Origin of the sequence: Lentisalinibacter orientalis (assembly GCF_040706535.1) — a bacterium.
Classification (GTDB): domain Bacteria; phylum Pseudomonadota; class Gammaproteobacteria; order Steroidobacterales; family Woeseiaceae; genus Lentisalinibacter; species Lentisalinibacter orientalis.
This window is the reverse complement of sequence record NZ_JAPDRJ010000001.1, coordinates 337,965-363,991: the sequence shown is the minus strand read 5'-3', so window position 1 is coordinate 363,991 and position 26,027 is coordinate 337,965. Positions and strand designations below refer to the sequence as shown.

26 protein-coding genes are annotated in these 26,027 nt (G+C 69.7%); 6 read left to right on the top strand and 20 right to left on the bottom strand.

Annotation, left to right across the window (positions count from 1 at the left end):
- Positions 1-53 precede the first annotated feature (53 nt).
- Positions 54-962 (bottom strand): pirin family protein, encoded by a 909-nt coding sequence (locus ACJMK0_RS01505; RefSeq protein WP_405235046.1) that lies wholly within the window; start codon positions 960-962, stop codon positions 54-56.
- 166 nt (positions 963-1,128) lie between these two features.
- Between ACJMK0_RS01505 and ACJMK0_RS01500 the strand changes: the two genes are divergently transcribed.
- Complete coding sequence (locus ACJMK0_RS01500; protein ID WP_405235045.1) at positions 1,129-1,485, top strand: hypothetical protein; 357 nt, start codon at positions 1,129-1,131, stop codon at positions 1,483-1,485.
- Positions 1,486-1,597: 112 nt separating this feature from the next.
- Positions 1,598-1,888, top strand: a complete 291-nt coding sequence (locus ACJMK0_RS01495; protein WP_405235044.1) for a hypothetical protein — start codon at positions 1,598-1,600, stop codon at positions 1,886-1,888.
- Positions 1,889-1,940: 52 nt separating this feature from the next.
- On the opposite strand, the gene ACJMK0_RS01490 is transcribed toward ACJMK0_RS01495, so the two are convergent.
- The 3 genes from ACJMK0_RS01490 to ACJMK0_RS01480 form a co-directional block, all read right to left on the bottom strand.
- Positions 1,941-3,797 (bottom strand): hypothetical protein, encoded by a 1,857-nt coding sequence (locus ACJMK0_RS01490; protein ID WP_405235043.1) that lies wholly within the window; start codon positions 3,795-3,797, stop codon positions 1,941-1,943.
- Between the two features lie 73 nt (positions 3,798-3,870).
- The gene (locus ACJMK0_RS01485) at positions 3,871-4,455 is read right to left on the bottom strand and encodes an ECF-type sigma factor (RefSeq protein WP_405235042.1); all 585 of its coding nucleotides are present in this window, start codon (positions 4,453-4,455) and stop codon (positions 3,871-3,873) included.
- Between the two features lie 18 nt (positions 4,456-4,473).
- Positions 4,474-5,481 (bottom strand): YVTN family beta-propeller repeat protein, encoded by a 1,008-nt coding sequence (locus ACJMK0_RS01480; protein WP_405235041.1) that lies wholly within the window; start codon positions 5,479-5,481, stop codon positions 4,474-4,476.
- 52 nt (positions 5,482-5,533) lie between these two features.
- Between ACJMK0_RS01480 and mrtJ the strand changes: the two genes are divergently transcribed.
- Positions 5,534-5,983, top strand: a complete 450-nt coding sequence (mrtJ, locus tag ACJMK0_RS01475) for a JDVT-CTERM system glutamic-type intramembrane protease MrtJ (RefSeq protein ID WP_405235040.1) — start codon at positions 5,534-5,536, stop codon at positions 5,981-5,983.
- Positions 5,984-6,064: 81 nt separating this feature from the next.
- Here the strand turns inward: mrtJ and ACJMK0_RS01470 are convergent, their stop codons facing one another.
- From ACJMK0_RS01470 to hemG, 3 genes are all read right to left on the bottom strand, one after another.
- Positions 6,065-8,710 (bottom strand): choice-of-anchor O protein, encoded by a 2,646-nt coding sequence (locus ACJMK0_RS01470; protein WP_405235039.1) that lies wholly within the window; start codon positions 8,708-8,710, stop codon positions 6,065-6,067.
- Positions 8,711-8,873: 163 nt separating this feature from the next.
- Entirely contained in the window at positions 8,874-9,590 is a 717-nt protein-coding gene (locus ACJMK0_RS01465; protein ID WP_405235038.1) for a Crp/Fnr family transcriptional regulator, read from the bottom strand.
- A 102-nt stretch (positions 9,591-9,692) separates the two neighbouring features.
- Positions 9,693-10,241, bottom strand: coding sequence for a menaquinone-dependent protoporphyrinogen IX dehydrogenase (gene hemG, locus ACJMK0_RS01460; protein ID WP_405235037.1), 549 nt, complete (start codon positions 10,239-10,241; stop codon positions 9,693-9,695).
- 208 nt (positions 10,242-10,449) lie between these two features.
- On the opposite strand from hemG, the gene msrB reads away from it, so the two are divergent.
- Positions 10,450-10,992 (top strand): peptide-methionine (R)-S-oxide reductase MsrB, encoded by a 543-nt coding sequence (gene msrB / locus ACJMK0_RS01455; RefSeq protein ID WP_405235036.1) that lies wholly within the window; start codon positions 10,450-10,452, stop codon positions 10,990-10,992.
- Positions 10,989-11,618 (top strand): peptide-methionine (S)-S-oxide reductase MsrA, encoded by a 630-nt coding sequence (gene msrA / locus ACJMK0_RS01450; RefSeq protein ID WP_405235035.1) that lies wholly within the window; start codon positions 10,989-10,991, stop codon positions 11,616-11,618. The genes msrB and msrA overlap by 4 nt, the downstream gene beginning before the upstream one ends.
- Here msrA and ACJMK0_RS01445 read toward each other — a convergent pair.
- From ACJMK0_RS01445 to ACJMK0_RS01385, 13 genes are all read right to left on the bottom strand, one after another.
- Complete coding sequence (locus ACJMK0_RS01445) at positions 11,599-12,765, bottom strand: iron-containing alcohol dehydrogenase (RefSeq protein ID WP_405235034.1); 1,167 nt, start codon at positions 12,763-12,765, stop codon at positions 11,599-11,601. The genes msrA and ACJMK0_RS01445 overlap by 20 nt on opposite strands.
- Positions 12,766-12,891: 126 nt before the next feature.
- Positions 12,892-14,634 carry a complex I subunit 5 family protein gene (locus ACJMK0_RS01440; protein ID WP_405235033.1) on the bottom strand — a complete coding sequence of 581 codons (1,743 nt, stop codon included), beginning with the start codon at positions 14,632-14,634 and terminating at the stop codon, positions 12,892-12,894.
- Positions 14,631-16,238, bottom strand: coding sequence for a proton-conducting transporter transmembrane domain-containing protein (locus ACJMK0_RS01435; protein ID WP_405235032.1), 1,608 nt, complete (start codon positions 16,236-16,238; stop codon positions 14,631-14,633). The genes ACJMK0_RS01440 and ACJMK0_RS01435 overlap by 4 nt, the downstream gene beginning before the upstream one ends.
- A complete protein-coding gene (locus ACJMK0_RS01430; protein ID WP_405235031.1) occupies positions 16,235-17,728 on the bottom strand; it encodes a complex I subunit 5 family protein in 1,494 nt (497 codons plus the stop codon). Before ACJMK0_RS01430 ends, ACJMK0_RS01435 begins: the two co-directional genes overlap by 4 nt.
- On the bottom strand, positions 17,725-19,164 hold the full coding sequence (locus ACJMK0_RS01425; protein WP_405235030.1) for a complex I subunit 5 family protein: 1,440 nt from the start codon (positions 19,162-19,164) through the stop codon (positions 17,725-17,727). The genes ACJMK0_RS01430 and ACJMK0_RS01425 overlap by 4 nt, the downstream gene beginning before the upstream one ends.
- A 6-nt stretch (positions 19,165-19,170) precedes the next feature.
- The gene (locus ACJMK0_RS01420; RefSeq protein WP_405237866.1) at positions 19,171-19,500 is read right to left on the bottom strand and encodes a sodium:proton antiporter; all 330 of its coding nucleotides are present in this window, start codon (positions 19,498-19,500) and stop codon (positions 19,171-19,173) included.
- Positions 19,493-20,170, bottom strand: a complete 678-nt coding sequence (mbhE, locus tag ACJMK0_RS01415) for a hydrogen gas-evolving membrane-bound hydrogenase subunit E (RefSeq protein ID WP_405235029.1) — start codon at positions 20,168-20,170, stop codon at positions 19,493-19,495. Before mbhE ends, ACJMK0_RS01420 begins: the two co-directional genes overlap by 8 nt.
- The gene (locus ACJMK0_RS01410; protein WP_405235028.1) at positions 20,160-20,489 is read right to left on the bottom strand and encodes a Na(+)/H(+) antiporter subunit B; all 330 of its coding nucleotides are present in this window, start codon (positions 20,487-20,489) and stop codon (positions 20,160-20,162) included. Before ACJMK0_RS01410 ends, mbhE begins: the two co-directional genes overlap by 11 nt.
- A complete protein-coding gene (gene mnhG, locus ACJMK0_RS01405; protein WP_405235027.1) occupies positions 20,486-20,800 on the bottom strand; it encodes a monovalent cation/H(+) antiporter subunit G in 315 nt (104 codons plus the stop codon). The genes ACJMK0_RS01410 and mnhG overlap by 4 nt, the downstream gene beginning before the upstream one ends.
- Entirely contained in the window at positions 20,787-21,059 is a 273-nt protein-coding gene (locus tag ACJMK0_RS01400) for a monovalent cation/H+ antiporter complex subunit F (RefSeq protein ID WP_405235026.1), read from the bottom strand. Before ACJMK0_RS01400 ends, mnhG begins: the two co-directional genes overlap by 14 nt.
- Complete coding sequence (locus ACJMK0_RS01395; protein ID WP_405235025.1) at positions 21,056-21,577, bottom strand: Na+/H+ antiporter subunit E; 522 nt, start codon at positions 21,575-21,577, stop codon at positions 21,056-21,058. The genes ACJMK0_RS01400 and ACJMK0_RS01395 overlap by 4 nt, the downstream gene beginning before the upstream one ends.
- Positions 21,578-21,838: 261 nt before the next feature.
- Positions 21,839-22,225 (bottom strand): hypothetical protein, encoded by a 387-nt coding sequence (locus ACJMK0_RS01390; RefSeq protein ID WP_405235024.1) that lies wholly within the window; start codon positions 22,223-22,225, stop codon positions 21,839-21,841.
- A 197-nt stretch (positions 22,226-22,422) separates the two neighbouring features.
- A complete protein-coding gene (locus tag ACJMK0_RS01385) occupies positions 22,423-24,693 on the bottom strand; it encodes a patatin-like phospholipase family protein (protein WP_405235023.1) in 2,271 nt (756 codons plus the stop codon).
- A 211-nt stretch (positions 24,694-24,904) separates the two neighbouring features.
- Between ACJMK0_RS01385 and ACJMK0_RS01380 the strand changes: the two genes are divergently transcribed.
- Positions 24,905-25,987: an NAD/NADP octopine/nopaline dehydrogenase family protein gene (locus tag ACJMK0_RS01380; RefSeq protein ID WP_405235022.1), complete on the top strand. Its 1,083-nt coding sequence runs from the start codon at positions 24,905-24,907 to the stop codon at positions 25,985-25,987.
- Positions 25,988-26,027 lie beyond the last annotated feature (40 nt).

The following is a 26,027-nucleotide window of genomic DNA, read 5'->3' as shown; positions in this document are numbered from 1 at the left end:
GAGGCCCGTGCCTGGCCACCGGCCGGCATGCCGCGTCGGCGGGCTATCGCCCGTCAGGACGATTCCGGCAGCGGGATGAACTCGTCGTCGCCCTCGATCCGGTCGAAGCGGCCCTCGCGCCAGTCGCGCTTCGCCTGCTCGATACGCTCCCTGGAGCTCGAGACGAAGTTCCACCAGATGGTGCGCTCGCCCACCGGCTCGCCGCCGATGAGCATCAGCCGGGTATCGGCCGCCGCCACGAGCTCGACGGGCGCGCCCGTCCGGAACACGGCCATGAGGCCGGTCCCGTATTCCTCGCCGTCGACGGCGACGCTGCCGGAGACTACGTAGACGGCGCGGTCGGTCAACTCCAGCGGCAGCGCCAGCCGCTCCCCGGCGGGCAGCAGGGCCTCGGCGTAGAGCGTCTTCGAATACGTGCGTACCGGCGATACCGCGCCGAACGCTTCGCCCAGTATCAGCCGCAGCGTCACCCCGTCCGCGGCGACTTCCGGCAGCCGGTCCGCCGGGGTGTGGGCGAAGGCGGGCGCGATCTCCTCCATCCCGTCCGGCAGGGCGATCCAGGACTGGATGCCGTGCATCGAGGCCTCGACGTCGCGGTCGGAGCCGGCACGCTCCGAATGCACGATGCCCCGGCCGGCGGTCATGAGGTTGACGGCGCCGGGCCGGATCGGCTGGGCGTAACCCAGGCTGTCCCGGTGCATGATCTCGCCGTCGAACAGATAGGTGATGGTGGCGATGCCGATGTGCGGATGGGGCCGGACGTCGATGCCCTCGCCGGCCGGGAAGACCGCGGGGCCCATCTCGTCGAAGAAGATGAACGGGCCCACCATGTGCCGCTCCGGGGCCGGCAGCACACGCCGGACGCTGAAGCCGCCCAGATCCCGGGGGCGCGGTGTGATGACGACCTCGACCCTGCCTCGGGTCTCGGTGCAGACGGGCTCGAAACAGGGCTGAGTACTCATGTCGGCGTCCCGGTGGCAGAGGCTCCGCGTATGGTGCCACGGTCGGAGCGAAGCAGGTGATAGTCTGCCTCCGTTTCGACGTGACGGGTCGGGATTTTCGAAGCCTCGGGACGGGCCTTTCCGCTAGACTGCCGAACGATTCCGTGGCTTCCGCGAAGGACAAGCAATGAAGAATACTACCCGTCTGCTCCCGTCTCCCCTGGCCGCCGTCGCGATCGTGGCCTGTGGCCTGTTCGCGTTTTCCGGTCCTGCCTGGACGGCGGCCGGCGCAGAGGACGACAAGGCCTTCCACGATCATCATCACGGCGCGGACGGCCACTCGGGCGAGCATGAACACCACCACGGCGACGACGGCCACGCCGACGAACACGAGCACCACCACGGTAGCGACGGCCACGCCGATGAGCACGAGCACCATCACGGGGACGACGGCCACGCCGACGAGCACGAGCATCACCACGGCGATGCGGCAGACGGCGGTGCGGAGCACCACCACGCCGACGAGCATCATCCGGCCGACTGACGCAGGCCGACCAAGCCCCGCCGCCAGGCGGCCGGCCCGTCCGCAAAGGCCCGTATTAGCGCGGGCCGTGCCCCGTGCTACCGTCCGTGAAAAGCGAGACGGAGGGCACGCCGTGACAGAACCCAAACTGCCGGAAGCGCTGCAGGCCATCAAGGACCGGGGCTACGTCGTCTGGAAGACAGACCCGCCGGCGGCGCTCGCCGCCAAGTTCATGAACAGCCCCATAGAGGTGGCGGAGATCCGCCACGTACGCGTCTGGGGCCTGCAGGTGGACGACGAGCGGGAGCTGCCGGGCAAGGAACGAACGTCCATCCCGGACGAGGAGCTGTGGCAGGTGGAGCTGGTCGCCGACGACGGTTCCAAATACGAGGTGAGCGCGGCCACGGTGGAACCGGCGCCATGAATTCGCGGACGGTCGACGCGCTCCATACGCGAGTCGACCGTCCGCGAAACACTCAGTAGACGTTCGTTACCGCCTGGTTGTAGTTCACGGTATCGATGCCGATACCGCCGCTGGCCGAGAACGTCAGGCCCATGAAGTCGAGCGGGTAGTAGCTGAACCAGGCGCCGTAGCCGACGTCGCCGACGCCGACAGGGAAGGAGACGCTGGCCCCGCGGGCGTAGCCGCCGATACCGCCGGCCGACGCGTTCCACACACCGAGGGTGCCGGTGAATCCGACCGACACCGAGGCGCCGGTGGAGACGACGGTCGACATGTAGAAGCGGTAGTCGCCGTCCCAGTCCATGGCCAGTCCGGCCTCCTGCGCTGCGCCCGCGATCGCCTTGACCTCCGGGGCGCCGCCGAAGGTCAGGGTCTCGAAGCCGGACGCCCGGGACTGGTCGCGCAGACGGGCAAAGCCCGGCGTCTGCATGATGATTCTGACGGCTCTCGGCCCGTCCTGGTCGAGGATCGCCCGCCGCAGGCCCCGGTTGCCGGCGAGTTCCAGCAGGAACTGACCGGCGACGATCTGCAGTGCCTGGTGCGCCTCCCTGCGCTCCCTCGAGAGCCGGATGACGTCTTCCTTGCCGGCGCCCGCCCCGCACACTCTGTCGTACGGCGGTCCCACCTGCTGCAGCGCTTTCGGCGGCGCGGGCTGCAGACTCAGGCCCGCGTCGCAGTAGAACTCCGTCTTGCAGCTCTGACCCGGGTTGAACGCGCCGAGGAAGGCGATCTTGTTAGAGCCCTCCGGGCAGGCGTAGCACTTGCCCTTGCTCTCGAAGGTGTCGGCCGGGCAGCCATAGGCCGAACGGACGAAGGTGGCGCTCACCTCCCGCTTGTCGAAGCCGAGCCCGCGCTCCTTGCAGGCCTTCGGCTTGTGGATCGGCGTCAGGGTGCGCTTGTAGCCGTTCGGGCAGCGCCAGCACTCGCCGCCATTGTGGGGGGTGAAATACAGCTGTTTGCCCTTGCAGCCCCAGTTCTCGGCGTCCTCGACGAAGACGGCGTCGACCTTCTTCTCCTCGCCGCAGGGCTCCGCGCCGTCTTCACCGCACATGAGGTCCGGCGGCCCGAAGGAGTCGTTCATCGTGCTGTTGCGGCTGCGGGCCCAGGAGTGAGTGCTCGCCGTCTGTGCGGTGCCGGCAGGCGCGGGAGGCGGTTGATAGGGTTGCGCCTGCGGTTGATACGGCTGCTGTTGCTGAGCAGGCGGGGGCTGGTAGGCGGGTGGCTGCTGGGCCGGCGGCTGATAAGCCTGCTGGGGAGGGGCAGGCTGGTAGGCAGGGGGCGCCGGCTGGTACGCCGGGGGCGCGGGCTGATAGGCGCCGGGGGCGGGACTCTGCGGCGCCGCGATGCCGGCCGCGGTCATCTCCTGGGCATACCACTGCGGGTTGTCCAGCTGCACCGGGATCAGCTTGTACTGGACCGGCATCAGCGCTCCCTGTACCGACACCGCGAGGCTCCGGTCCGCCTGCACGGTCGCCGTCAGCTGTCCCATCAAAGGCAGGTCGCTGCCCGTGTACTTGCCCGGCGCGGCCGGCGCGATGTCGCGCAGCACCACCATGCCCGGCTCCACTTTCAGCACGAACATGTGCAGCCAGGGGTCGACGGCATAGGCGCGGCCGCCCTCGATGCGGATCTTCTTGCGGATGGTATTCACCAGCCAGGTGCCGTCCAGCGGCATGGGTTGTGTGGCCGGTACCTGATCCGCGGTGGGCAGGAATGCCGGTATCTGCGGGATCTGGGGCGTCTGCGCCAGCGCCGGCGCCGTCAGCATGGCGAACAGCACGGCGGCACACAGGCCGGAACTACGAGCCATCCGGGGCGGGCGGCGGAGCGGCCGGTCTCCGCGAGGCGGCAGGAACGCCATCGTTGCCATGGTCTCTCTCCGTTTCATGGATCTCATGCCCCTAAGCAGGGGATGGCCGGAGAAACGATAAAGAGACCGCCTGTCAGTCGGGTTTTTTCTTTTCGCTCATGTACTTGCGCAGCCAGGCCCGGGCCAGACGCAGGTCCCGCCGGCTGGTCGGCTCGGAGACGCCCACCACCCGGGCGGCCTGCTCGTGGGTCAGGCCGCCGAAGTAGTGGAGTTCGAGTATGCGGGCCATGCGTTCGTCGAAGCCGGCGAGCCTGGACAGGGCTTCGTCCAGGTCCAGCAGATCCTCGTCCGCGTCGCTGCCCACCGCGGACTCGTCCAGGGTCACCCGCAACGCATCGCCGCCGCGCTTCGCGGCCTTGCGGGCATTCGCGTGATTGACCAGCAGACGGCGCATCATGCGTGCCGCCAGCGCGTAGAAGTGCGTCCGGTCCTGCCAGTCGGTATCCACGCCGATCAGCTTCTCGTAGGCCTCGTGCACGAGAGCCGTCGGCTGCAGCGTGTGTCCCGGCGATTCGCTGCCGAACAGGCGCTGGGCTATCCGCCGCAGTTCCCCGTAGACCAGCGGCGTCAGCGACTCCAGGGCGGCCGCGTCACCGTCGGCCCAGTCACGCAGGAGTTGCGTGATTTCTCCGGCATCGGGTGGCGAAGGCTCGGACACTGCGCGATCCCGGCTGCGTCAGCGCGAAAGGATGACGCCGAGGGCGTCGGGTTCGCGGTCCGTGGACCAGCGTCCCAGGATCTCCCACGACGCCGTATCGATGACCGCGACCTCGTCGCCGCCGCTCACGGCCACCCAGGCGCGATCGCCATCCGGATGGATCTCCACGCCGATCGGCAGCGCCGCCTTTCCGAGCAGTGTCTCCTTGTACTCCGCATCGTCCTCGGCCACCGGGATCGTGTGTACGAGTTGCCGCTCTGCCACGTCGAAGACGGATACGGTCGCCGCGCGGGCATTCGTCACCAGCGCGTGTGTCCCGTCCGGGGTGAAGGCGATGCGGATGGGCACGCCCGCGGAATCCAGTGTCGCGAGGACTTCCAGCGTGTCCGTATCGACCACGCTGACCGTATCCGCGGCCCGGTTCGTGACCCAGACCTCGCCGCCGTCCCTGGTGACGGCCACCCCTTCGGCGCCGTCACCCGTGGCGAGCGAGCCCGTCACCTCGCCGGCGCGGACGTCCACCCGCTCCAGCGTACCGGCGGCGATGTTGGTGACCCAGGCGTGGGCGCCATCCGGCGATGCGGCCACCATGTGCGCCGTCCCGGGCCCGACCGGAATGCGCGCGTCGACCTCTCCAGCTCCGATATCCACGATCAGCAGGCTGTCGATGCCCTCGGCGGTGACGGCCAGCCGCCCGTCCGGCAGGAAGGCCATGCCGTGGGGACGGGCGTTCTCGCCGAGGTCGATGACCCGCGCGACCTCACCCGCCGCCCAGTCGATCACCGTCAGGCTGTCGCCCGGCGCGTCGCGCCGGCCGTAATTGCTGACCACGGCGTGACGCCCGTCCGGCGAGACCTCGATCTCGTGGGGCCCGGCGCCGGTATCGAACCACGCCCGTCTCTCTCCGGTCGCGGCATCCAGTGCCCAGACCGTGTCGGCGCTCTTATTGCCGACGAGGAGCACGTCGGCGTCGGCAACGGCGGCGAGCACGTGGATCGCGGCGAGGAGTGTGAAGGCTGCTCTCATGGGTCGTCTTCCCGCAGGTGCACGGAGGAGTTGCCGAGATTATGCTTGCCCCGTGCACGATGCAAAGCCCGTCCCCCTGTTCGTCCGCGATCCGCTGTTCCTGCTCGCGGTCGCCGCCGGCCCTGCGGGCTGGCTGGTGCTTGCGCTCATACTGCCCGCGGCGGCCGATCCAACGTGGCCGCTGGCCGAGCCGGCGAAGTTCATCATCGTTGCCGCGCTATACCCGGTCGTCGAGGAAGTGGTGTTCCGCGGCCTGCTCCAGGGCAGCCTGCTGCGCACGGGCTGGGGCACGAAGCGATTCGGCGCGCTGACGGCCGCGAACGTCCTCGCGGCGGTCGCCTTCGCCGCCGCCCACCTGGTACGAACGAGCCCGCCATGGGCGGCAGCCGTGCTTGTCCCGGGCCTCGTCTTCGGCTTCTTCCGCGAGCGTCACGGCCTGCATGCGGCCATCGTGCTGCATGTCGTCTACAACGCCGGCTTCGTATGGCTGTACTGGGGCTGAGCCGTTCGGCGGCGCGCAATAAAGAAGGGGCGCTCCTTGCGGGAGCGCCCCTTCGGGCCGCTCGGCATCATGCCGAGTGGGTCACGCCTTCTTCACCTCCCTGTGCCGCATGACGTAGATCAGGCTGAGTGCGATCAGCAGCATCAGCGTCGGGTCCGGTTCGCCGTCGCCGATGGTGCATCCGCCGCCCGATCCGCCGCCATCCGCCGCAGGCGCGGTCACCGGCGCCGGCGAGTAGACCGCGGGGGCCGCCGGGTCGACGATCGTGCCGTTGACGAGCAGGTCGTTGTCGCCGTTCTCGCCGTCTGTGACGCTGTAGGTGATGGTGTTGCCTTCGATCGTCGCCGGCACGGAGTACCAGTGGTCGGTCGGGTCTTCATGGGTCGGCCCGAACTTCCAGTAGGTCGTGCCCGCGGGCAGCGGCTCTTCGAAGGTCAGCGTCACCTGGATGGTTCCGCCGAGGTAGACGTCGGTGACGGTGAAGTCCAGCACGCCGTGCGGGAAGTCGTAGTCCGCAGGCACGTCGGGATAACCGTCCAGCGTATGCCAGCTCGTTGCCGCGAGGGTCGCTTCGGACTGTTCGTCCGGGACGACCGTCACGCGGGACTTCGCGCCGTGAGCCGTCTCGACTTCCCGGGTGTCGCCGCGCACGAAGCCGTGGCGGAACATGGCGTGCTTGGCGATGCCGTCGCTGCCGGACCAGACCGTGTAGCTCTCCCGGCCGTCCGGACGGAGCTTGATCTGGGTCTCGAAGTCACCGAAGTCATCCGGCGTGCCGAAGAACACGTCGCCGGCGGTGATCGCCTGCGGTGCGGAGAAGCTCAGCCCTGCGTCCAGGGTGACCTGCATGTAGATGTCGACGTCGCCGGCATCCTCATAGTGGTCGTAGACGTTCTCCTGCAGACCGTAGGCTATGTAGATCACGTCCGGGTTCTGGCAGTCCGTCGGGTCGGTCGCGCACTTCGGTCCGCTGCCTGGCGTCGGCACGATCCGCGGCTCCTTCACGGTGTAGCCGGAATCCGCCGTGACATGCGGCGTGAGGTTGCGCGCGTCCGTCCAGGTGGCTCCGCCGTCGGTGGAGCGACGCACCATGAAGTTGTAGGGTGCTTCGCTGTCGAGGTCGAGGAACTGCACCAGGTCGGGCACATAGCTGTAGCCGAGCAGGATGTTGCTGCCGCGCATGATGCCCCGGTGTGCGAGTGCGTTCTCCAGCGCATTGGCGCCGGTGTCGATGACCTCGCCCATCTGGCCGGTACCGGCCTCGCCGCCAATGGCCCGCGAACCGCTGAAGTTCATTGCGGCCGCGTGGAACTCGTCACGGAGAGCGTACATCGGCTCTTCGCCGTCGAGGATACTCGTGCGGCAGTTATCGACGTCAACGGCAGGCTGCAGGTTCTCCGGCATGAAGCCGCCCACGGCGCGTCGCAGCATGATGTCGGACGGGCCGCCCTGGGTGTAGTCGCCCTGCTTGAAGATGAAGAGCAGAGGCACTTCGTTGGTGGCAGACTGCACCAGGAAGCGGACGCGGCGGGCGTTTTCCCACGGGTCGCTGATGATGCAGCCGTGCTCGCCTCCTGCGGGCGGGGCGTCGAACCTGAAGGCGTGATATCGCACGTACTTGCCCTCGTCCCAGCCTTCCGTGCCCTTGGTCTCCTCGTAGGCGATGATCACGGTGTCGTCGATCAGGCCGATGTTCGGGCGGGATGCGCCCACGTTGCCTCGGTCGTATTCGCCCGGCGGATGGTTCGCAGTGTCACGGCCCTCCAGCGGTCCCTGCATGAACACGTTCCGCGTTATGCGGGCGGGTTCCCGCCACGCCTCGTTCACGAAGCGTGCCGTGTCCGCCCCGGTTCCGGCCGCGTTAAGGATGGGCAGGTGCGTGAACCAGATGTCGGTGCCGTTGTTCACGTTGGCACCGGAGGCGCCGTCGCCCGGGCCTTCCGCGTCGCCGGGTTTCAGACCGAGCGGGTCTTCCTGCCAGTTGATGACGTAGGCGAACTTGTTGCCCCGGTTGGCGTCCTGCTTGGCGTCGCGGAGACCGCTGCTCAGCTGATCGGTACGGTAGGGCAGTCCGCCCCAGGCCTCGTAGGTATTGAAGGCCTTCGCCGTGGGGTTCCAGACCAGGCGCGCGGCGTACTGGCAGCTGTAAGGCACGGTGATGCCGTAGAGCTCGGGGTACACCACGAAGCGCTGCTCGCCGCCCGGGCAGTACTTGCTGTTGAACGTCACGACGAGGTTGTTGCCGACGCTGAAGACGTTCGGTTTGTCGGAATCACCCGGGTAATCCACGGCGCGGGGGTCGTTCAGAAGATCGGGTGTCCCCGTCAGCGGGTCGAGCATCGGCTCGCCTTCCTGCACGAGGATGCCCCGGGCCGACGACAGGGCGGCCGTGTTGTCGATGTTCAGCGCCTCGCTCCAGGTAGCCCCCTCGTCGATGGAGTACTTGATGACGATGTCGTTCGGTTTCTGGGTGGCCGCTGCCTTGGCGTTCCAGGCCAGGCCGTTGCCGTTCAGGTTCACGTCCTGCGCGTCACCGTAGACGGCGAAGATCGTGCCATCCGGCGTGCGGAGGATCTTCACCTTGTTGGTGGACGCGCCGTCCGAGACCATGCTGGGACCTTCGGCCGGCTCGAATTCCAGGATGTCGCCTCCTGCGACGTCAGCGACTGCCTGGATGCTGAACACGGCCGATGCAACCGTCAGCGCGGTGAGTATCGAACGTTTCATGATTGCACCTCTCGGGGCGCTCCGGAGCCGACAGACCTGTCGGCTTTTTCGGGCCCAAACCGGAGCGCCTGGGAGGTAAGTTAGCGCTGCGTCTCGCGGGAGCGAACGCGAGACTGACGGTCGTCAGTGCTTATCGTCGGAATACTGAAAAATGTGACGCGGTTCACACTTTTCGGGCGAGGTCGGAGAGGGTCTCGGGGTCGAAGTAGAGGTGCTCGGCCGTCTCGTCCAGCAGGGACGACTCCTTCAGGTCGGCCATCACCCGGGCTGCGGTCTCGCTGGCCACGCCGGTCATGGCCGCCATGTCGGCGCGGTTCATGCGCGGGCACGAGTCGCCGTCGCCGAACTCGCCCAGGTGGCGCAACAGCTTGATTATGCGGGATCTCGCCGGCCCGCTGGCGATATCGAACAGCAGGTTCTCGGTGTGCACCATCTGCCGGTACATGCGGCTTTCCAGTTCGCCGTAGAGGGCGGGTTCCCGGGTCTTCAGCTGATCCATCACACTGACCGGAATGCGGCACAGGCTGGCGGCGGTCACGGAGGTCGCGGTGTTGTCGTAGCGCGGCTGGAACATCGCATCCAGGCCCACCAGGTCACCGGGACCGAGCAGCCTGAGTATGCGCGCGTGACCCTCGCCATCCGGGTGCCAGACCTTCACGAAGCCCTCGCGGATGGTGAACAGAGCGTCGGCCTCCTCGCCGGCAGTGACGAGGTCGACGCCGGGGTCCACGTGGTAGCCCTGTATCCGGAAGAGTGTCCCCGCGTAGCGGCGGGACTCGAGCCGTCCGAACGGCACCGGTACCCGCGACTGGCAATGCCGGCAATCCGCATGCCCGACCCGGAACTGATCGAGACAGGGTGCGACTTTCTGGCCAGGCATGGTTGCTCCGGTGGACGGCGCGCGAGGATGGTATTTGTACGATACCGCGCTCCCGTCGCCGCGTACGGGTCTGGATCACAGACCCGGTTGTGATGTCGGGCGCTACGCCAGCCCGCCGGCGAGTGTCAGCAGGTGCCGCCCGTAAGCGGCCACGTCGTCCCAGTCGGTGTAGTCGATGACCGCCGTCCGGTCGGTGGGCCCGCCGGTGAACTTCATGATCATCTGGATGGCGATGGTGTCCAGAGCGCCCCAGGAGGGGTAGTCCACCTTGCCGGCCAGCACCTTCAGGTCCCGCGGCTGCCACGGCGAGCGCTCGAGGAACTTCTGCATGTAGCGATTACCCTCGATCGTCGCCTTCTCCGGCGTGCGGGCCGTGACCGAGACGTTGAAGAAGCTGTGGGGCTTCGCCTCGAGCTTGCCGCGGTGCGTGGCGATGAACTCGAATACCTCGTCGTCGTAGCTGCCGTAGTAGACGGGGGCTCCCAGCGCCAGCACGTCGGGTGTGTCCAGATCGACGCCTTCGTGGATCGCCTCGATCACGTCCATCATCTCGCTCTCGCCGCCCGCCTCATCGATCGCCTCGCAGAGCCGCCGTGCGATGCGCGCGGTATGGCCGCTGCGGCTGCGGTACAGCACCAGTACTGACGTCATGGGTCCACTCGCTGCAGTGATACTCCACATGCTGCAACAGCCGTAATGGCGCGGACAATAGGTATTTGGCGCCCGCTGCCCGCTGCATCGGCCTGGGCAGGGCCCGCGAATAAGACCACGGGAACGGCTGCCTCGAAATAATTCGCGGCGCCGGCCGGTCCCACTCAATACAGGAGACGAATCCGGCCCGCTGCCGGCACGAGGACCCATGAACCGACGTACGCTGTTGACACGCCTGCTGGCTGCCGCCGGCGCCCTCGCCATCGGACCGACGCTCGCCGCCCGGCAAGCCCGTGCCGCGGACGACGACGGGGAAGGCGCTCACGAGTTTCCGCCCGTGAACATCACCCGCGAGCAGTGGCAGGAGATACTGCCGGCGGATCGCTACCGCATCCTCTTCCGCGAAGGCACGGAGCCGGCGGGTTCGAGCCCGCTGGACAAGGTCTACGACCCGGGCACCTACATCTGCGCGGCGTGCCATCTGCCGCTGTTCGCGAGCGAGGACAAGTTCGACAGCGGCACGGGCTGGCCGAGCTTCACGCGGCCCATCGAGGGCCGGGTCGGCACCAAACTGGACTTCAGGCTGATCCTGCCACGCACCGAGTATCACTGCATCCGCTGCGGCGGCCATCAGGGTCACGTGTTCGACGACGGCCCGCCGCCGACCGGCCAGCGCTGGTGCAACAACGGCCTCGCGTTGCGCTTCGTCCCCGAGGGCGAGGCCCTGCCCGAGCTGAGGACATCCGCATGAGGAACCGCATCGCCGCATTCGCGCTGGTGCTGGCGCTCGCCTCGATGCCGGCCGGGCCGCTGGCCGCGGCAGAGGCGGTCGCCACTTTCGCCGGCGGCTGTTTCTGGTGCATGGAGCCGCCCTACGACAAGCTGGAGGGCGTGAAATCGACCGTGTCCGGTTTCATGGGCGGCCACGTGAAGGACCCGAGTTACCAGCAGGTGGTCCGTGGCGGCACCGGCCACGCCGAGGTGGTGCAGGTCACCTACGACCCCGAGGTGGTGAGCTACGAGACGCTGCTCGCGGTGTACTGGCGCAACGTCGACCCCTTCGACGGAGCCGGCCAGTTCTGCGACCGCGGCGCGTCCTACCGGCCCGAGATCTTCTGGCACACGGCGGCGCAGCGGGAGGCGGCGGCAGCATCGAAGTCCGACCTGCAGGAGCGCTTAGACAAGGATATCGCCGTCGCGGTGACCGAGGCCGGAGCGTTCTACCCGGCCGAGGACTACCACCAGGACTACTACGAGAAGAATCCGGTCCGCTACAAGTTCTACCGCTGGAACTGCGGGCGCGACCAGCGGCTGGAAGAGGTGTGGGGCGAGGAGGCCGGCGGCGCGGGCCAGGCCGCTACGCCGCCTTCCCGCTGATCTCGCGCAGTATCCGGATGGTGCCCTCCCGGTCCAGCATCCGCGGCACCGGGTAGGCCTCGCACTCCTTCAGCGCCAGCTCGCAGAGATAGTCGTAATCCTCGGGCCGGATCTTGTCCGATTTCGCGGGCAGGCCGACCGCTTTCTTCAGATCCCGAACGGCGGCGATGAAGGCCCGCGCGTTCGCTTCCTCGCCGGCGCCTGCTTCGGCCACCCCGGCCAGGTCGGCGAGTTCGGCCAGCTGCGGCCGGGTCTCGTCGAACGTGAATTCCAGTACGTGGGGCAGCACCAGAGAGTTGGCCAGGCCGTGCGGGATGCCGTACTTGCCGCCCAGCTGATGGGCGATGGCGTGCACGTTGCCCACGTTCACCTGATTGATGGCGATGCCCGCATAGTAGGCGGCCAGCGACATGCCCTCGCGCGCTTCCCGGTTGCTGCCTTCGCGATATGCGGTTCCCAGGTGGCGGAAGATCAGTTTTACCGCGGCGGCGGCATTCTGCCGGGCCGTGCCCCGGTCCCAAGTGCAGATGTAGGCCTCGACGGCGTGGGTGAGCGCATCCAGACCCGTGGCGGCGGTAATCGGGCCGGGTAGGCCCATCAGCAGATCCGGATCCAGCGCGACGGCGGCCGGCAGCAGCGGCCGGGCGCTGATCACGGCCTTCTCGTGGGTCTCGTCGTCGGAGAGGACGGAGCCGATGGTGGCCTCGGAACCGGTGCCCGAGGTGGTGGGGATGGCGTAGATGGGCGGCACCTCGTGCCTGATCTTGGCGAAACCTACCCACTCGTGCGGATCCCGGTCGCTGGATGCGGCGGCCGCGATGATCTTGGCCGCATCCATGGACGAGCCGCCGCCGACGGCCAGCACGGCCTCCGCGCCGTGTTCCCGCCACGCCGCGACGCCGGCCGTCACCTGCCGGAAGGTGGGGTCCGGCTCGACGCCGTCGAACACGGCGTGATCCACTCCGGCCTCGTCGAGCGCGGCCGTGACCCGGTCAACCAGGCCCAGTTCGCGCAGCGGCCTGTCCGTCACGACCAGCACCCGGCGGATGCCCATCTGGCCGATGTAGCGGCAGAGCTGCCCGGCGCTGCCGCTGCCGGTGAACGCCATGTAGCTGGCGCCCGGCAAGAAGGTCGCCACAGTCTTCATCAGTCTCAGGATCAGAGCGTGTCTGGCTTTGCGCGGTAATAATGGCACGGCGGCGTCCCTCCTCCCGGGTCCTTTGTCGGATTATCGCACTGCCGGCTTCTGCCGTGGCCCCGTGAAAGCCGCAGCTCACGTCAGCAGCCAGGCCGCGGCCACCCCGAGCACCGCGACCAGGGTCCCCGTGACGGACCAGGCCATGAGCCGGTCCTCCGCCGACGCCGCGAGCGACTCCCAGCGCGCGTTGGCCCGCAGCCCCGCCCGGGGTGCTCTTTCGCGGGCCGAGGCCGCGGCTGCGCCGAGACGCAGCGATGCGCTGCGCGCCCGATCACCGGCTGCGAGCAGCAGACGCTCCAGCGCGATGCCCAGGTCGCCCGGCGGCAGGGCAGGCAGCGCGACGAGCCGCCCGGTCCGCTGCAGATAGTGCGCCGCGGCGGTCAGCAGCGCCGTGACCAGCAGGGGCTGCACCGCGCCCCACTGGGCATGCCGGGCCAGGGCGGCGAGGCGCAGCTCCGCGTCGCCGAGGAGCCATGGCAGGGTGAGGGCGGCGGCGAACAGCAGCAGCCAGGGCGCCAGCACCCCGGCGGCCGGACCGCCTCCCGCACCGGCCGGCCAGGCCAGCCTGAGGAAGCGCAGCATCAGGAGCGCCGTGAGGACGGAACTGAGCGCGAGCAGCCAGGGCAGGTGGTCGTGCCAGGGGCCGATGATGCCCGCTGCGCCCAGTTTTATGCCCGTTTTGGCGAGCAGTCCGGCGGTGAGCGGGGCGGCGCTGAGGGAAAGGGCGGCCGTGGTGAGGACGATCCGGCCCACGACGGCCACGCGCCCGCGCGCCGCCTTCATGACGCCGATGCCGAGGAACAGCGTGCCCTTGGCGAGGCAGTGGTGGACCATGAAGATCAGCAGCGCGGCACGCAGCACGGGCCATTGCCCGGGCGCGCCGAGTCCGAGGCCCACCGGCACCATCATGAGGCCCATCTGACTCATGCTGGAGTAGGCGAGGACGGTCTTCGCCTCGCGCTGGGGCAGGCCCGCGAAGACGCCCCAGGCGGCGGTGAGCAGGCCGGCTGCAGCCAGCGCCGAACCCCAGGCGGGCAGCGTCGCCTCGCCCAGGGGCAGCAGCCGGATCCACGCGAGCAGCCCCGCCTTGATCATGGCGCCGGAGAGGACGGCGCTCGCCGGCGTCGGGGCGACCGGGTGCGCCAGCGGCAGCCAGTAGTGCACGCCGACCAGCCCGGCCTTCACGCCGAAACCGGCGATCAGCAGGCCGATGGCCATCCCCGTCCCGTGCTCGCCGGCCGCCAGGTTCGCACGCAGCGTGGCGAAACCGGTATCGCCCAGGCCGGCCGTGAGCATGAGCCCGACGATCACGCAGACTTCGCCGAGCACCGCCAGCGCGATGTAGTAACGACCCGCGTGGCGGGCCCGGTCGCTGCCGTCGTGCACGATTAGGCCGTAGGCGCCGAAGGTCATGACTGTGAAGCCGAGATAGAAGGCGATGGCATCCAGCGCCAGCAGCAACAGGAAGTTGCCCGCCATGGTCACGAGGAAGAAGGCGAAGAAGGTGTGCCGCCGGGGATCTTCCGCCAGCATGGATGACGCGGCGAGGCCTGCCGCGAGCCAGAGGCCGGTCATCGCGGGCAGCAGCACCGCGCCGACGGCATCGATGCCCAGCCTGCCGCCGAACAGCAGCCAGTGGTATTCCGCGCTGCGGCTCCCGCCGAGCAGCGCGATCAGCAGCAGCGGCAAAGGTGCCCAGGGGGCCAGCCGTCGGGCCAGCGGCCGGGTTGCCGCCGGGGCCAGCAACAGGCTGTTTGCGAGGGGCCAGCAGACGCCCGCGACGACGGCGGCTGCGGCGACCGGAGCCGCCCCTGTCATGAGGCCAGCAGAGCCGCCGCGGCGATGGCGACGAGCAGCATCAGCAGCCCGGTCGCGGGCCACTGGCGCAGCATGAGTTCCAGTCGGGCGATCCGATCGGCCCAGGCGTCGCCCCGCCACAGCGCGATCACTGCCGCCTGCAACCGGTCGCGCTCACGGGGTAGCCGGCCGAGGCAAAACGCCCGAAGCGCCGGCGCGGTGCCGCGGCCTGCGGCAACGATTCGTTCTCGCGTCCGTTGCAGCCTGCCCCACCCGGCGGCCCTGCTTCGCGCGCGGACCAGCAGCAGGCCGAGCGTGATGCCGGCCGGTGCCGGCCAGAACGAGTCGAACCCCGCCCCGCCCGCGCGCCACAGGAACCAGAGTCCGGCCGCGGAGAGACCGCCGAGGGCCAGGGCCACGGCAGCCGCCTCGACGGAGTCCGGCCCCGGTTCTCGCTCGCCGGTGCGCCGCAGCGCCATGGCGAGCAGCATCGTGGACGAGCCGGCCACGAGTGCGGTCAGGAAGCCGATGGCGGGCGGCCGCCCTGCGGTCGCCAGCACCGCCGCTTGGGCGGCGGCGAGGCCGTGGCCGGCGAGTACGAGTGTGATGGACGCATTCCGCGCCCAGCCGTCGTGCTGCAGGCCGATCACCGGTACCGCGGCGCAGCAGGCCGCCAGCGATACGACGGCCCATGTCGAGACAGTGGTATCGGCAATCGCCGGCGTAGCGACGAGCAGCAATGCCGCCGTCATGGCTGCCGCGTAACCGAGCGTGCGCCGTGGGCCGGAGGCCCGCACGGCGGCGAACGCCGACCAGAGCGCGCCGGCCAGGCCGAGGCCGAGGACTGCTGCACTGATTTCCGTACCGATGGCGGCGCCGGCCGGGTGCAGCAATTGCCGGCCACCGATGAAGGCGGCGCCTGCGGGGATGCCCGCCAGCAGGACCGCGGCGGGCGCGCTGGCGCCGGAAAGCGCCGCCGGCAGCCACGCGTGAGCCGGGGGCATGCCGCTGCGCAGCAGCAGGGCGAGCCCGATGAGCAGTGCGAGGCCCTGACTCATGTTCTGGCTCATGTTCTGGCTCATGCCCTCCGTCAGGGCGTGGCTCGTGCCCGCACCGGGGTGCGCCGTGCCGTGCAGCAGCGCCTCGAATATCAGCAGGTCGCTCGCGACCAGCAGCGTCACCAGCAGCCGCCCCCGCCACCGGCGGCCTTCCTCGCTGGCGACGATGCCGTAGAGTCCGAAGCCCGTCGCCAGCATGGCGGCGAACACCAGCGGCCCGCCGCGGGCCACCGCAAGGGTCACCGCTGCGCAGAGGCCGAGTAACAGCATCATCGGCGCGGGTCCGCGCGGCTGGCCGCGCGCGAGCAGCGCCGCGGCGAGCCACAGCGCGCCGAACAGCAGCAGGGCGGGTCGGGCGGCGCTGTCCAGCGCGAGTGCCGTGCGGCCGCGGACCAGCAGATGGGTGGTCTCGAGATCCTGGGACGTCGCCAGCAGCGCCACTGCGATGGTGAAGAAAGCGGCGAGCGCGACCACCCAGCAGGCGGCCTGACGGTCGCCGCGGCGGGTCAGGCCGAACCACAGTGCGGCGAGCAGCGGCAGCAGCGGCAATGCGACGAGGATGTTCATTCGCCGTACTTCCTCGAGGCGATGAACTGGACCCAGTCGAGGGGCGTGCCCGGCATGGTGGCGAACAGGCCCCAGACCAGCGCCGCGGCGACCGTAGCCAGCGGCGGCAGCAGCAGCATCAGCGGCGACTCGAGGCTGCCCGGCCCGGCGGCCCGGATACGCTCGTCCCGCGGCTCGTCGAACCAGGCCGTGCGCACGATGGGCAGGAAATAGGCCGCGTTCAGGATGCTGCTGCCCGCGAGTACGAGCAGTACCCAGTCCTGCCCCACCTCGAGGCCGCCCAGCCCGAGGTACCACTTGCTGACGAACCCGGCCATGGGCGGCATGCCGATCATCCCGAACGCGGCCAGCGTGAACGCGGCCGTGGTCCAGGGCATGCGCCGGCCGATGCCGGCCAGCTCGCTCACCTGGTGCAGCCCGGCCGTCTCCGCATAGTTGCCGGCGCAGAAGAACAGGGTGATTTTCATGAAGCCCTGGTGCACGAGATGCACCAGGCCGCCGATGGTGGCGATGGGGCCGGCGATGGCGACGCCGAGGGTGATGTAGGAGACCTGGCTCACGGTGGAGAACGCCAGCCGGCGCTTCAGGTTGTCCTGGAACAGCGCGCGCACCGAGCCGTAGAGGATGGTGATCGCGGCCAGCACAGCGAGCGGGAGGGTGACGCCGAGCTCGGCCGCGTACTCGACGCCGAAGACGTCGTAGACGATGCGCACGATGCCGAAGGCGCCGGCCTTGACCACGGCGACCGCGTGCAGCAGTGCGCTCACCGGCGCCGGCGCCACCATCGCCCGGGGCAGCCAGGCATGCAGCGGCACCAGCGCGGCCTTCACGCCGACGCCGAGGATGAGCACGGCGAACACGGCCCGCAGCACGGCCGGGTCGATGCCCAGGCCGGAGACGAAGCCCCGGTCCACGAACTCCAGCGTCCCGGTCAGGGCGTAGAGCCATACCGTGCCGGTCAGCAGCAGCACGCCGCCGAGCAGTGTGTAGGCGAGGTAGATGCGGCCGGCCCGGCGTGCCACCTCGGTCTCGCGGTGGACCACCAGCGGATAGGTCGTGAGCGTGAGCGCCTCGTAGAAGACCAGGAAGGTGAGCAGATTGCCGGCCATGGCCAGCCCCACGGTGGCGGTGACGCAGAGGCTGAAGTAGCCGAAGAAGCGGCTGCGATGCGGCGAGCCCTCCAGGTAGCCGATGGCATACACTGTGGTCGCCAGCCAGAGCACGGCGGAGAGGTTCACGAACAGCAGCGACAGGGCGTCGGCATGCAGGACGAAGTCGAGCCCGGGCACCAGCGGGATGCGCACCTCGAACACGACGCCGTGGAAGACGCCCACCATCATCAGGACCAGCAGCAGGATCTTCACCACGGCGCCGCCCAGGTTCAGCGCGGTGCGCAGCGCCACCGCCCGCTCCGGCAGCGCGAAGATGATGAGGCCCGGGATCAGCGAGCTGGCCAGGATGGCGAGGGGCAGCCAGGCGTTCACCGTCACGGCAGCACCCCCTCCAGCAGCGACAGCGCCCAGGGGGCGATGAAGCCCAGCGAGACGGCGGCGAGGGCGAGCGCCAGCGCCGCCCATTCCATGGTGCGCGGGACGGCGTGCTGCTCACGGGCGTGGGAGGACTCCGTGAAGGCGTAACCGAGCACGCGGAAGACGTAGGCCGCGGTCAGCAGGCCGCCGCCGACGATGACCAGCGCCCAGTGCCACAGGCCCTGTTCCAGCGCCCCCTGCAGCAGCATCCACTTGCCCACGAAGCCCCCCGTGGGAGGCAGGCCGGCGAGGCTGATGCCGGCCAGGGCGAAGGCGGCCGTGGTGAGCGGCATGCGGTCCACCACCCGGTCGAGGCCGTCGATGTCGTCGTGGCCCTGCTCCGTCATGATGCTGCCGGCGGCGAGGAACATCGCGCCCTTCGCACAGGCGTGGGAGACGGCCAGATAGATCGAGCCGCCCCAGGCGAGCGCCGGGTCCGATGCCGCCAGCGGGAAGGCGAGGAACAGGTAGCCGAGCTGCGCCGCCGTGGAGTAGGCCACCAGCAGCTTCAGCCGGCGCTGCCTCAGCGCCTGGAACGAGCCCCAGAAGACGGCGACGGCACCCAGCGAGCCCAGCAGCAGCGCCAGCCCCTCGTCGGCGGGCTGGAAGTTGAACCAGAGGCGGAGCAGCACGTAGAACGACGCCTTCACCACCAGGGCCGAGAGCAGTGCGCTGACCGGCGCCCTGGCGCTGCCGTGGGCCGGCGGCAGCCAGACGTGGAACGGGAACAGACCCGTCTTCAGCAGCATGCCGGCCACCATCGCGCCCAGCGGTATGCCGAGCTGCAGGCCGCCGTCGGCCCGTGCGGCCAGCAGCGTGAGGTCGAGGGTGCCGTAGGCACGGTACAGGAGCGCGATACCGACCAGGAACGCCATGGAGCCGCACAGGCTCACCAGCAGGTAGCGCATGGCGCCGAGCAGCGCCGGGCCGCTGCCGGCCAGGGCCACCAAAGCCACGGCCGACAGCCCCAGCAACTCCAGGGTGACGTAGAGATTGAAGATGTCGTTGGTCTGGAACAGCGCGTTCAGCGCCGCCCACAGGAACAGCCACAGGGGCCAGAAGCCGCGCGCCTTGTCCGGCGTGGCCGCCAGATAGGGCCGGGCGTAGACACTCACCGCCGTGCCCACCACGGCCGCCATGGTCAGCATGATCGCCGACAGCCCGTCGGTGTGGAGATCCACGCCGATCGGCGCGCCCCATCCGCCCATGGCATAAATGCGGGGGCCGGCCATCGCCACCTGCCACAGCAGCGCCAGCGAGGCGGCGGCGGTGGCGAGGCCGAACGCGAAGCCCGTTGCGACCGCCCGCCGCGGCCACAGGAAGGCGAGCAGTGCGCCGGCGAGCGGCACGGCCACCACCCAGATCGTCCACGGTGTTTCGACGATGAAGGTCTGCATGCCGGTCTACCGCAGCGGCCCGTCGGTCGGCGCCCGCTCCCGGTCTTCCGGCAGCAGGGCGCGGCCCGTCGTCTTGGCGATCCGCAATACGATTGCGAGACCGAGTGCCGTGGCCGAGATACTGACCACGATCCCCGTGATCACCATCGCCTGGGGCACGGGGTCGACGCCGGCGTGCCCGATGGCCCCGGCGCCCACGAGCAGCAGGAACGCGCCGCTGCTCATCAGGTTCAGGGCCAGGATCTTGCGGATGAGGTGGGCGCGCAGCACCACGGCCCAGCTGCCGATCAGGAATACCCCCAGCCCTCCGGCCGCGAACAGCAGGCCGCTATCCATCGCTGCCACCCGGACGTCCGCCGATGAACAGTCCCGTCAGTATCAGCGCGATGCCCACGGCCGCCGCCGTCTCGATGAGCAGCAGCAGACCACTGCCGAGCGGCGCCGGATACTCGAGGAAATGCCCGCCCCCCGCCATCACGCCCAGCGCGACGGCGAGGAACACCCCCAGTCCGGCGACGGCGCCCGCCCGCATGGGCTGTTCCGGCAGGCGGGGGCCGGGGCGCCGCTCCGAGAGGACGTAGAGCACGGCCGCCGTCGCGAGCACGGCGCCCGCCTGGAACGCGCCGCCCGGCCCGGCGGCGCCCACCCACAGCAGGTAGCCGCAGATCATGGGGAACAGCGGCGCGATGACCCGGGTCAGGCCGATCAGCACCGGACTGGGGTTGGTGGGCCGCGTGCGATGTGCCCGGCCCAGGGACCAGACGCCGGCCAGCGCCGCCGTCAGCACGGCCATCTCGAGCAGCGTGTCGTAGCCGCGGAAGTCGAGCAACACGGCGGTCACCGGATTCGCTGCCGCGGCCCGGGGCAGCGCTGCGTGGATGGCGTCGCCGAGACCTGGAGCGACCGGCGGGGTCATGAGCGCGAGGCTTACGCCGGCCGCCACCGCGAGGAGCGCGAGCCCGAGCACCGCGCGCAGCAGATGACGTTGCCACCGGTCACGCCGCATCGGATCCGCCTGGCGCCGTCTCTTCGGCATCCTGGCCCGGCTCTTCTTCCGGCTCGTCCTCACCGTCGGGCGTGCCGGACCCGTGCGGCAGGGCGCCCCAGGTGGCCAGCAGCAGGGCGCCGGTCAGGCCCGCTCCTATCGCCGCCTCGGCGAGCCCTACGTCCGGCGCCCCGAGGCGGATCCAGACGAGGGCCAGCACCATGCCGAAGGCGATGAACAGCACGATGCCGCGGAACAGGTCACGGCTCCACAGGGCGGCCCAGGCCACCCAGAGCAGCACCAGGACGAGCACGAAGTCCAGCACCAGCGCCGCGTTCATGGCGCTGTCCAGGGGCGGATGCCTCGGCGCAGACCGGAGCGCGCGATCAGGTGGGAGGCGGTGGCGCCGGCAAGCAGCACGAGCGCCCAGATCACCAGCAGCTTGCCGACGGTGGCCAGCGAGTCGGCGCGCAGCGCCAGCCCGAGCACGGTCAGACCCAGGCCCACGTTGTCCGCCTTGGTCAGTGCGTGCAGCCGGCTGTAGAAATCGGGGAAGCGCAGCATGCCCACGGTGCCGGCGAAAAAGAAGACCGCGCCCGCCGCGAGCAGCAGGATGCTGGCGACCTCGATGAACCACTCAGTCGGGGACATCCTCGGTCCTCCGGCTCCAGACGCGCTGGACGAAAGCGACGGCGGCCACGGCCGCCAGCAGGGCGAAGACCAGCGCCACGTCGCGCAGCGCGGGTTGCTGCGTGCCCTCGGCGAGCAGCAGCAGGGTCGCCACCGCCGTCGTGCCGAACAGCTGGGCGGCGAGCATGCGGTCCGCCGCGGTGGGTCCCCGCATCACCCGCCACAGACCGGCTGCCAGGTTCAGCAGCAGAAAGGCGGCGATGGCGAGCGGCAGGTTCACGCCGACGGCTCCAGTGGCACGCGGAACACCGCGGCGATGCGCGGCTCCAGGTCGGCCACCATGCGGTGCAGGTCCTGGCGGGCGTCCAGCGCGTGGACCACCAGTGCGTTGCCCTCGAGATCGGCGCTGAGGGTGCCGGGCAGCATGCTGATCACGTTGGCGAGCGCGATGCGCGACGCCCCCTCCGGCAGCCGCAGTTCGTGCCGGACCGTGCCGGGGTAGAGCGGCATGGCGGGATGCAGGGCGCGTACGGCCACGTCCACGGCCCCGGCCAGGGACTGGCGGGCAAACCAGGGCAGGAACCGGAGCAGCCCGCTCAGGGACAGCAGCGGGCCCTGCCAGAGCCGCAGGCTCAGCAGCGTCGCTGCGGCAACCGCCGGCGCGCCCACCGTCCAGCTGGCCGCGCTGCCGCCGCCGAGAAAGACCCACAGCAGGCAGAAGAAAGCCGCGCGCCGAGCCCCGCGCAGCCAGCGGTTGCCGCCGGCGATGTGCACTGCGGGACTCGGACGCTCGGGCATCGGTATTCCCTCGTATCCCCCGAAAAGTCTATCGTCACCCCGGTGCCCCGGACAGCGCGGTTTACCGCAAGTTTCTAGGGCCTGTTAGCGTGATGAGAGCGCAGAAAAAACCCGGCCCGCGGACTGCCGCGACCGGGTTTTTCGCCGGCGCGTGCCGACGGGGATCATCGGACGGAGATGGTCCGACGGCGATGGTCCCACGGGTTCCTGCGGCGAGAGCCGGGCGTCGCCCGGTCTCGCGCAGCGCCGGATGCCCGGACATCAGTTCATGGTCTGGACTTCGGCGCGGATCACCGCATTGGTGTCCAGCCTCTTGGCCGGCTCGAGGGAGATCTCCTTCGCCTCGACCCGCATGCAGTCGCCGCTCTCGATCATCGCGCTGCTGTCGTCATACTTCACCTTCAGCGGCACGAGATGACGGCTGTCGCCGGTGCAGATGCGGACGATGTGCTCTTCCTTGTAGTCGAGGATCTGTTTGCTGTCGTCCTCGAAGAAGTAGTACTCGTCCGGGGCCGTGTACATCCAGGCCCGGTACTGGAGGATGGACTCGTAGTTCTCCGCCTCGGCCTGCGCCAGCGCGGGAGCGGCGGTGAACGTCGCTGCCACAGCGATCAGGAATGCAATTGCGGTCGCGGTTGCGTATCTCATGCTTCCTCCTTGTTGCGTCGGTTTCTCTCTCCCGGAATGAGGCAAGAACCGTACCGGGTTGCCGCAAAGCGCACGCGCCGGGGCCTGCGGCGCGACGCGTGCGGCGGGGACGACCGGCGGCGGCGCAGTCGGGAGTGGGGGGAGGGAAAATGCTGCAGGGGTGCGCTGCAGAATCTGCAGCGGCGCCGGCCCGGCGCTCAGTGAGTCTCGTCGAGGAGGGAGCCTTCGGAGACGGGACGGCCCAGGCTGAACTGCAGCTGCCAGCGGCCGTCGTCCGCGAAGCCGAGCGACAGCAGCACGGGACCCACGGGCGTGCGTCCGGCCAGGGAGCCGGCCAGGCCGTACAGCGTCTCCTCGTTAATGCCGTCCACGCGGCCCTCCGGACGCCCGGCGTGCAGTCGCAGACCGGCGTACAGCGCCTGACCGAAAACGGGCGAGATCTCGGCGACCCGCCAGTAGTAGCTCGCGCCGGCGAACCAGTAGCCGCTGCCCCGCAGCTCCCCCGGCCGCAGGCCCGGGAAGGTGCGGATGCCGCCGAGCCGGAACTGGCGGTTGGGCGGGAGCTCGCCGGACAGGCCGGCGCCACCGCCGAGCGTCAGGCTGAGCGAGTCGCCGCGCCAGTCGAAGGCCCGGCTGTAGACGCCCTCCACCAGTTCGTAGTTCTGTTCGCCGCCGAGCCAGTCGCCGGAATGGAGATAGCGCAGGTTGACGTAGGTGCCCCGGGTGGGCAGTGCCACTGCGTCCCGGGTGTCGTAGATGCCGCCGAGCACGATCGCCGAATCGCCGAGATCGTCGATTTCCGGCAGGAACGAGAGGCCCGTGTCGATGTCCACATCCAGCTGGCCGTGGTGCAGCCCGGCGCGCAGCTGCGCGCGGGTACCGAGGTTCACGCCGAAGTCGAGCTGGCCCCACGTCTCCGTCAACTGGTAGGTGGCGATGCGGTTCTCGCCCAGGAACACGTCCTGCAGGTCGCTCTCGATGCGGGCGATGGCCTGGAGGAAGAAACGCTGCCGGATGTCCAGCGGCTGATGGAAGTCCGTATGCAGCAGACTCTGCTGGCCCACCTGCAGCGCGCTGTGCCACTCGCCGCCCCGCCGGTTCAGCCAGGTGCGGGTGTAGTCGGCCCGCACCAGACCCTGAAGATCGTCGGGCTCGTTGGCGGTCAGGCCGAGGTCGAAGCGGAGATAATCGGGACCCCAGGACTTTTCCACCGGGCCGATGGTGAGCACACTCGCGCCGGGCGGGCCGTTTACCTCGTAGCTCACCCGTTCGAAGTCGTCGAGGGCGAATATCCTGTCGGTGTCTTCGGCGATCTGGTCCATCGTCACCTTCGCGCCGGGAGTAGCATGCTGCAGCTGCGCTCGCACGTAGCTTGCGTTCACCCGCTCGAGACCCTCGATCCGGACTTCCGCCAGTTGCAGCGTCCGGCTGCCGCCGCGGCTGATCGATCTCCGCCAGTGCGCGTACCGTGCCTCCGTGACCGCATAGCGCTGCAGTGATTCCCGCATGCGTTCGGCCGCGGCCCTGCCCGCATCGATGGCCTCCGGCACCCGGTGGAAGTCCGCGGCCGTGATGTCTCCGATTGGTATCTCGATGCCGACGTCGCGCTGCGTCAGGCTCGCGATCTGCTGGTTCTGGTTGGCGACCACTGCCACGTCCAGGGCGCGTCCCAGCAGCGAGATCGCCGAGCCGAGTTCGTCCGGCTCCGGCTGCGGCGTCGACAGCCAGACGGCGATCACCACGTCGGCGCAGAAGTCGCGGGCGATGTCCACCGGCAGATTGCGCATCATGCCGCCGTCGGCCAGCACCTGCCCGTCCCGACTGACCGGAGCGAAGACTCCCGGCACGGCCATGCTTGCGCGCAGGGCGAGCGACAGGTCGCCGCTGCCCAGCACCACCATCTCGCCGGCCACCATATCGGTGGCGATGGCGCGGAACGGGATGGAGAGATCGTCGAAGTCCGTGGTAAGCCGCCCGGAGGAGACCAGCTTCCGGATCATCTCCTCGATATTCTGTGTGCGCAGCAGGCCGCCGGGCGTTGTGAGTCCGCGGCGGCTGACGCCGATCTCGAGGGAGTTGGTGTAGCTGCGCGTCGCCAGCTTCTCCTGGATGGGCGTGCGCCGGCGCAGCCCCTTGCCGCCGACGGTCCGCGACCAGTCGGTGCCCCGCACGATGCTCTCGATGCGCGCCGGCGGCATGCCGGCGGCGAGCGGCGCCCCCACCAGCGCGCCCATGCTGGTGCCGACGATGCAGTCCACCGGGATGCGCAACTCGTCCAGCACGCGCAGCACGCCGATGTGGGCCGCGCCCTTCGCGCCGCCGCCGCCGAGCACCAGCCCGATGCGGGGGCGTCCGGCCGGCAGTGCGTCGTCAGCCGTCGCCGCCGGCTCTGCCGCGGACACGCTCGATGGCAGCGCCGCGACGATAATCATGGCAATTGCCATGGCGGTCGCCATTCCGCTTGTCATGACCGCCGCCGCAATCGTCGCCTTCGGGACGCGCAAGATGCGAAATACGTTGTGATTCGGCTTCCTCATCGCTACCGGGACAGGGGCCACGCAGGGCAATCCGGTATCGTAGCATCGGCCCGGGGCGGTCAGAGCGGACCGCGTGATATGCGGATATCGGCCGCCGGCCGGAGCCGGCAGAATGGGCGCCGATACGGATCGGGAGTCCAGGATGAGAATTGCGGTACTCGGCTCGGGCGCCGGCGGCACGGCCGTCGCCTTCGATTGCGCCTTCCACGGTCACGAGGTGCGACTGTTCGACTTCCCCCGCTTCGCGGAGAACATCGACGCCGTCGCGGGCGCGGGCACCATCACGGCGGACGGCGATATCGCCGGAACCGCGCCGGTGGCTTATGCGGGTCACGACATCGGCGAGGCGCTGGACGGCGCCGATCTCGTCTACGTCGTCGGCCCGGCCTATTCCACCGAGCCCTTCGGCGAGGCCGTGCGCGGTAGGCTCACGGCCGGCCAGACGGTAATCGTTTCACCGAGTTCCTGCGGCGGTGCGCTCGCCTTCCGCCGGGCGGCGCGCCTCGGCCGCGGGCATGATGGCGTGCGTCTCGCCGAGACGTCGACGCTGCCCTACGCGGTGCGGGTCGTGAAACCCGGCAGCATCCGGGTGTTCCTGAAACTGCGCGCAGGCAATCTGCTGGCGGCGCTGCCGGGTTCCGAGACGGCTGCCGTGCTGGAGAGCATCGCCGACGTCTATCCGGGCATGGAACCCGCGCGCAACGTGCTGCAGACGAGCCTGCAGAACGCCAACCCGGTCATCCACCCGGCCGTGACGCTGGCCAATGCGGCGCGCATCGAGGGCACCGGCGGCGACTTCCTGTTCTACGAGGAGGGCGTCACCGATTCGGTGGGCCGGCTGATCGCGGCCCTGGACGGCGAGCGCATCGCCATCGGCCGCGCGCTGGGGCTGGACATCCGGCCGGACCCGGAGATGGGCGTACGCCAGGGCTACATGCGGGAGGCCAACTACGGTTCGGGCTACCGCGAGGCGCCGGGCTTCCGCGGCATCGGCGCGCAGCCCGCGCTGGACCACCGCTACCTGAACGAAGACGTGGGCTACGGGCTGGTGTTCATGGCTCGCCTGGGCGACCAGGTGGGCGTCGCCACACCGATGATGGACGCCGTCATCCGGCTGGCCTCCGTACTGATGGCCCACGATTATGCGGCCGAAGGCCGGCGCACGCCGGAGACGCTCGGCATAGGCGCACTCGGCCCCGACGAGCTGGGGAAGAAGCTGGGCTAGACGGGCATCCCGCGCCGGCGTCGGTTCTCGTGCCGACGCC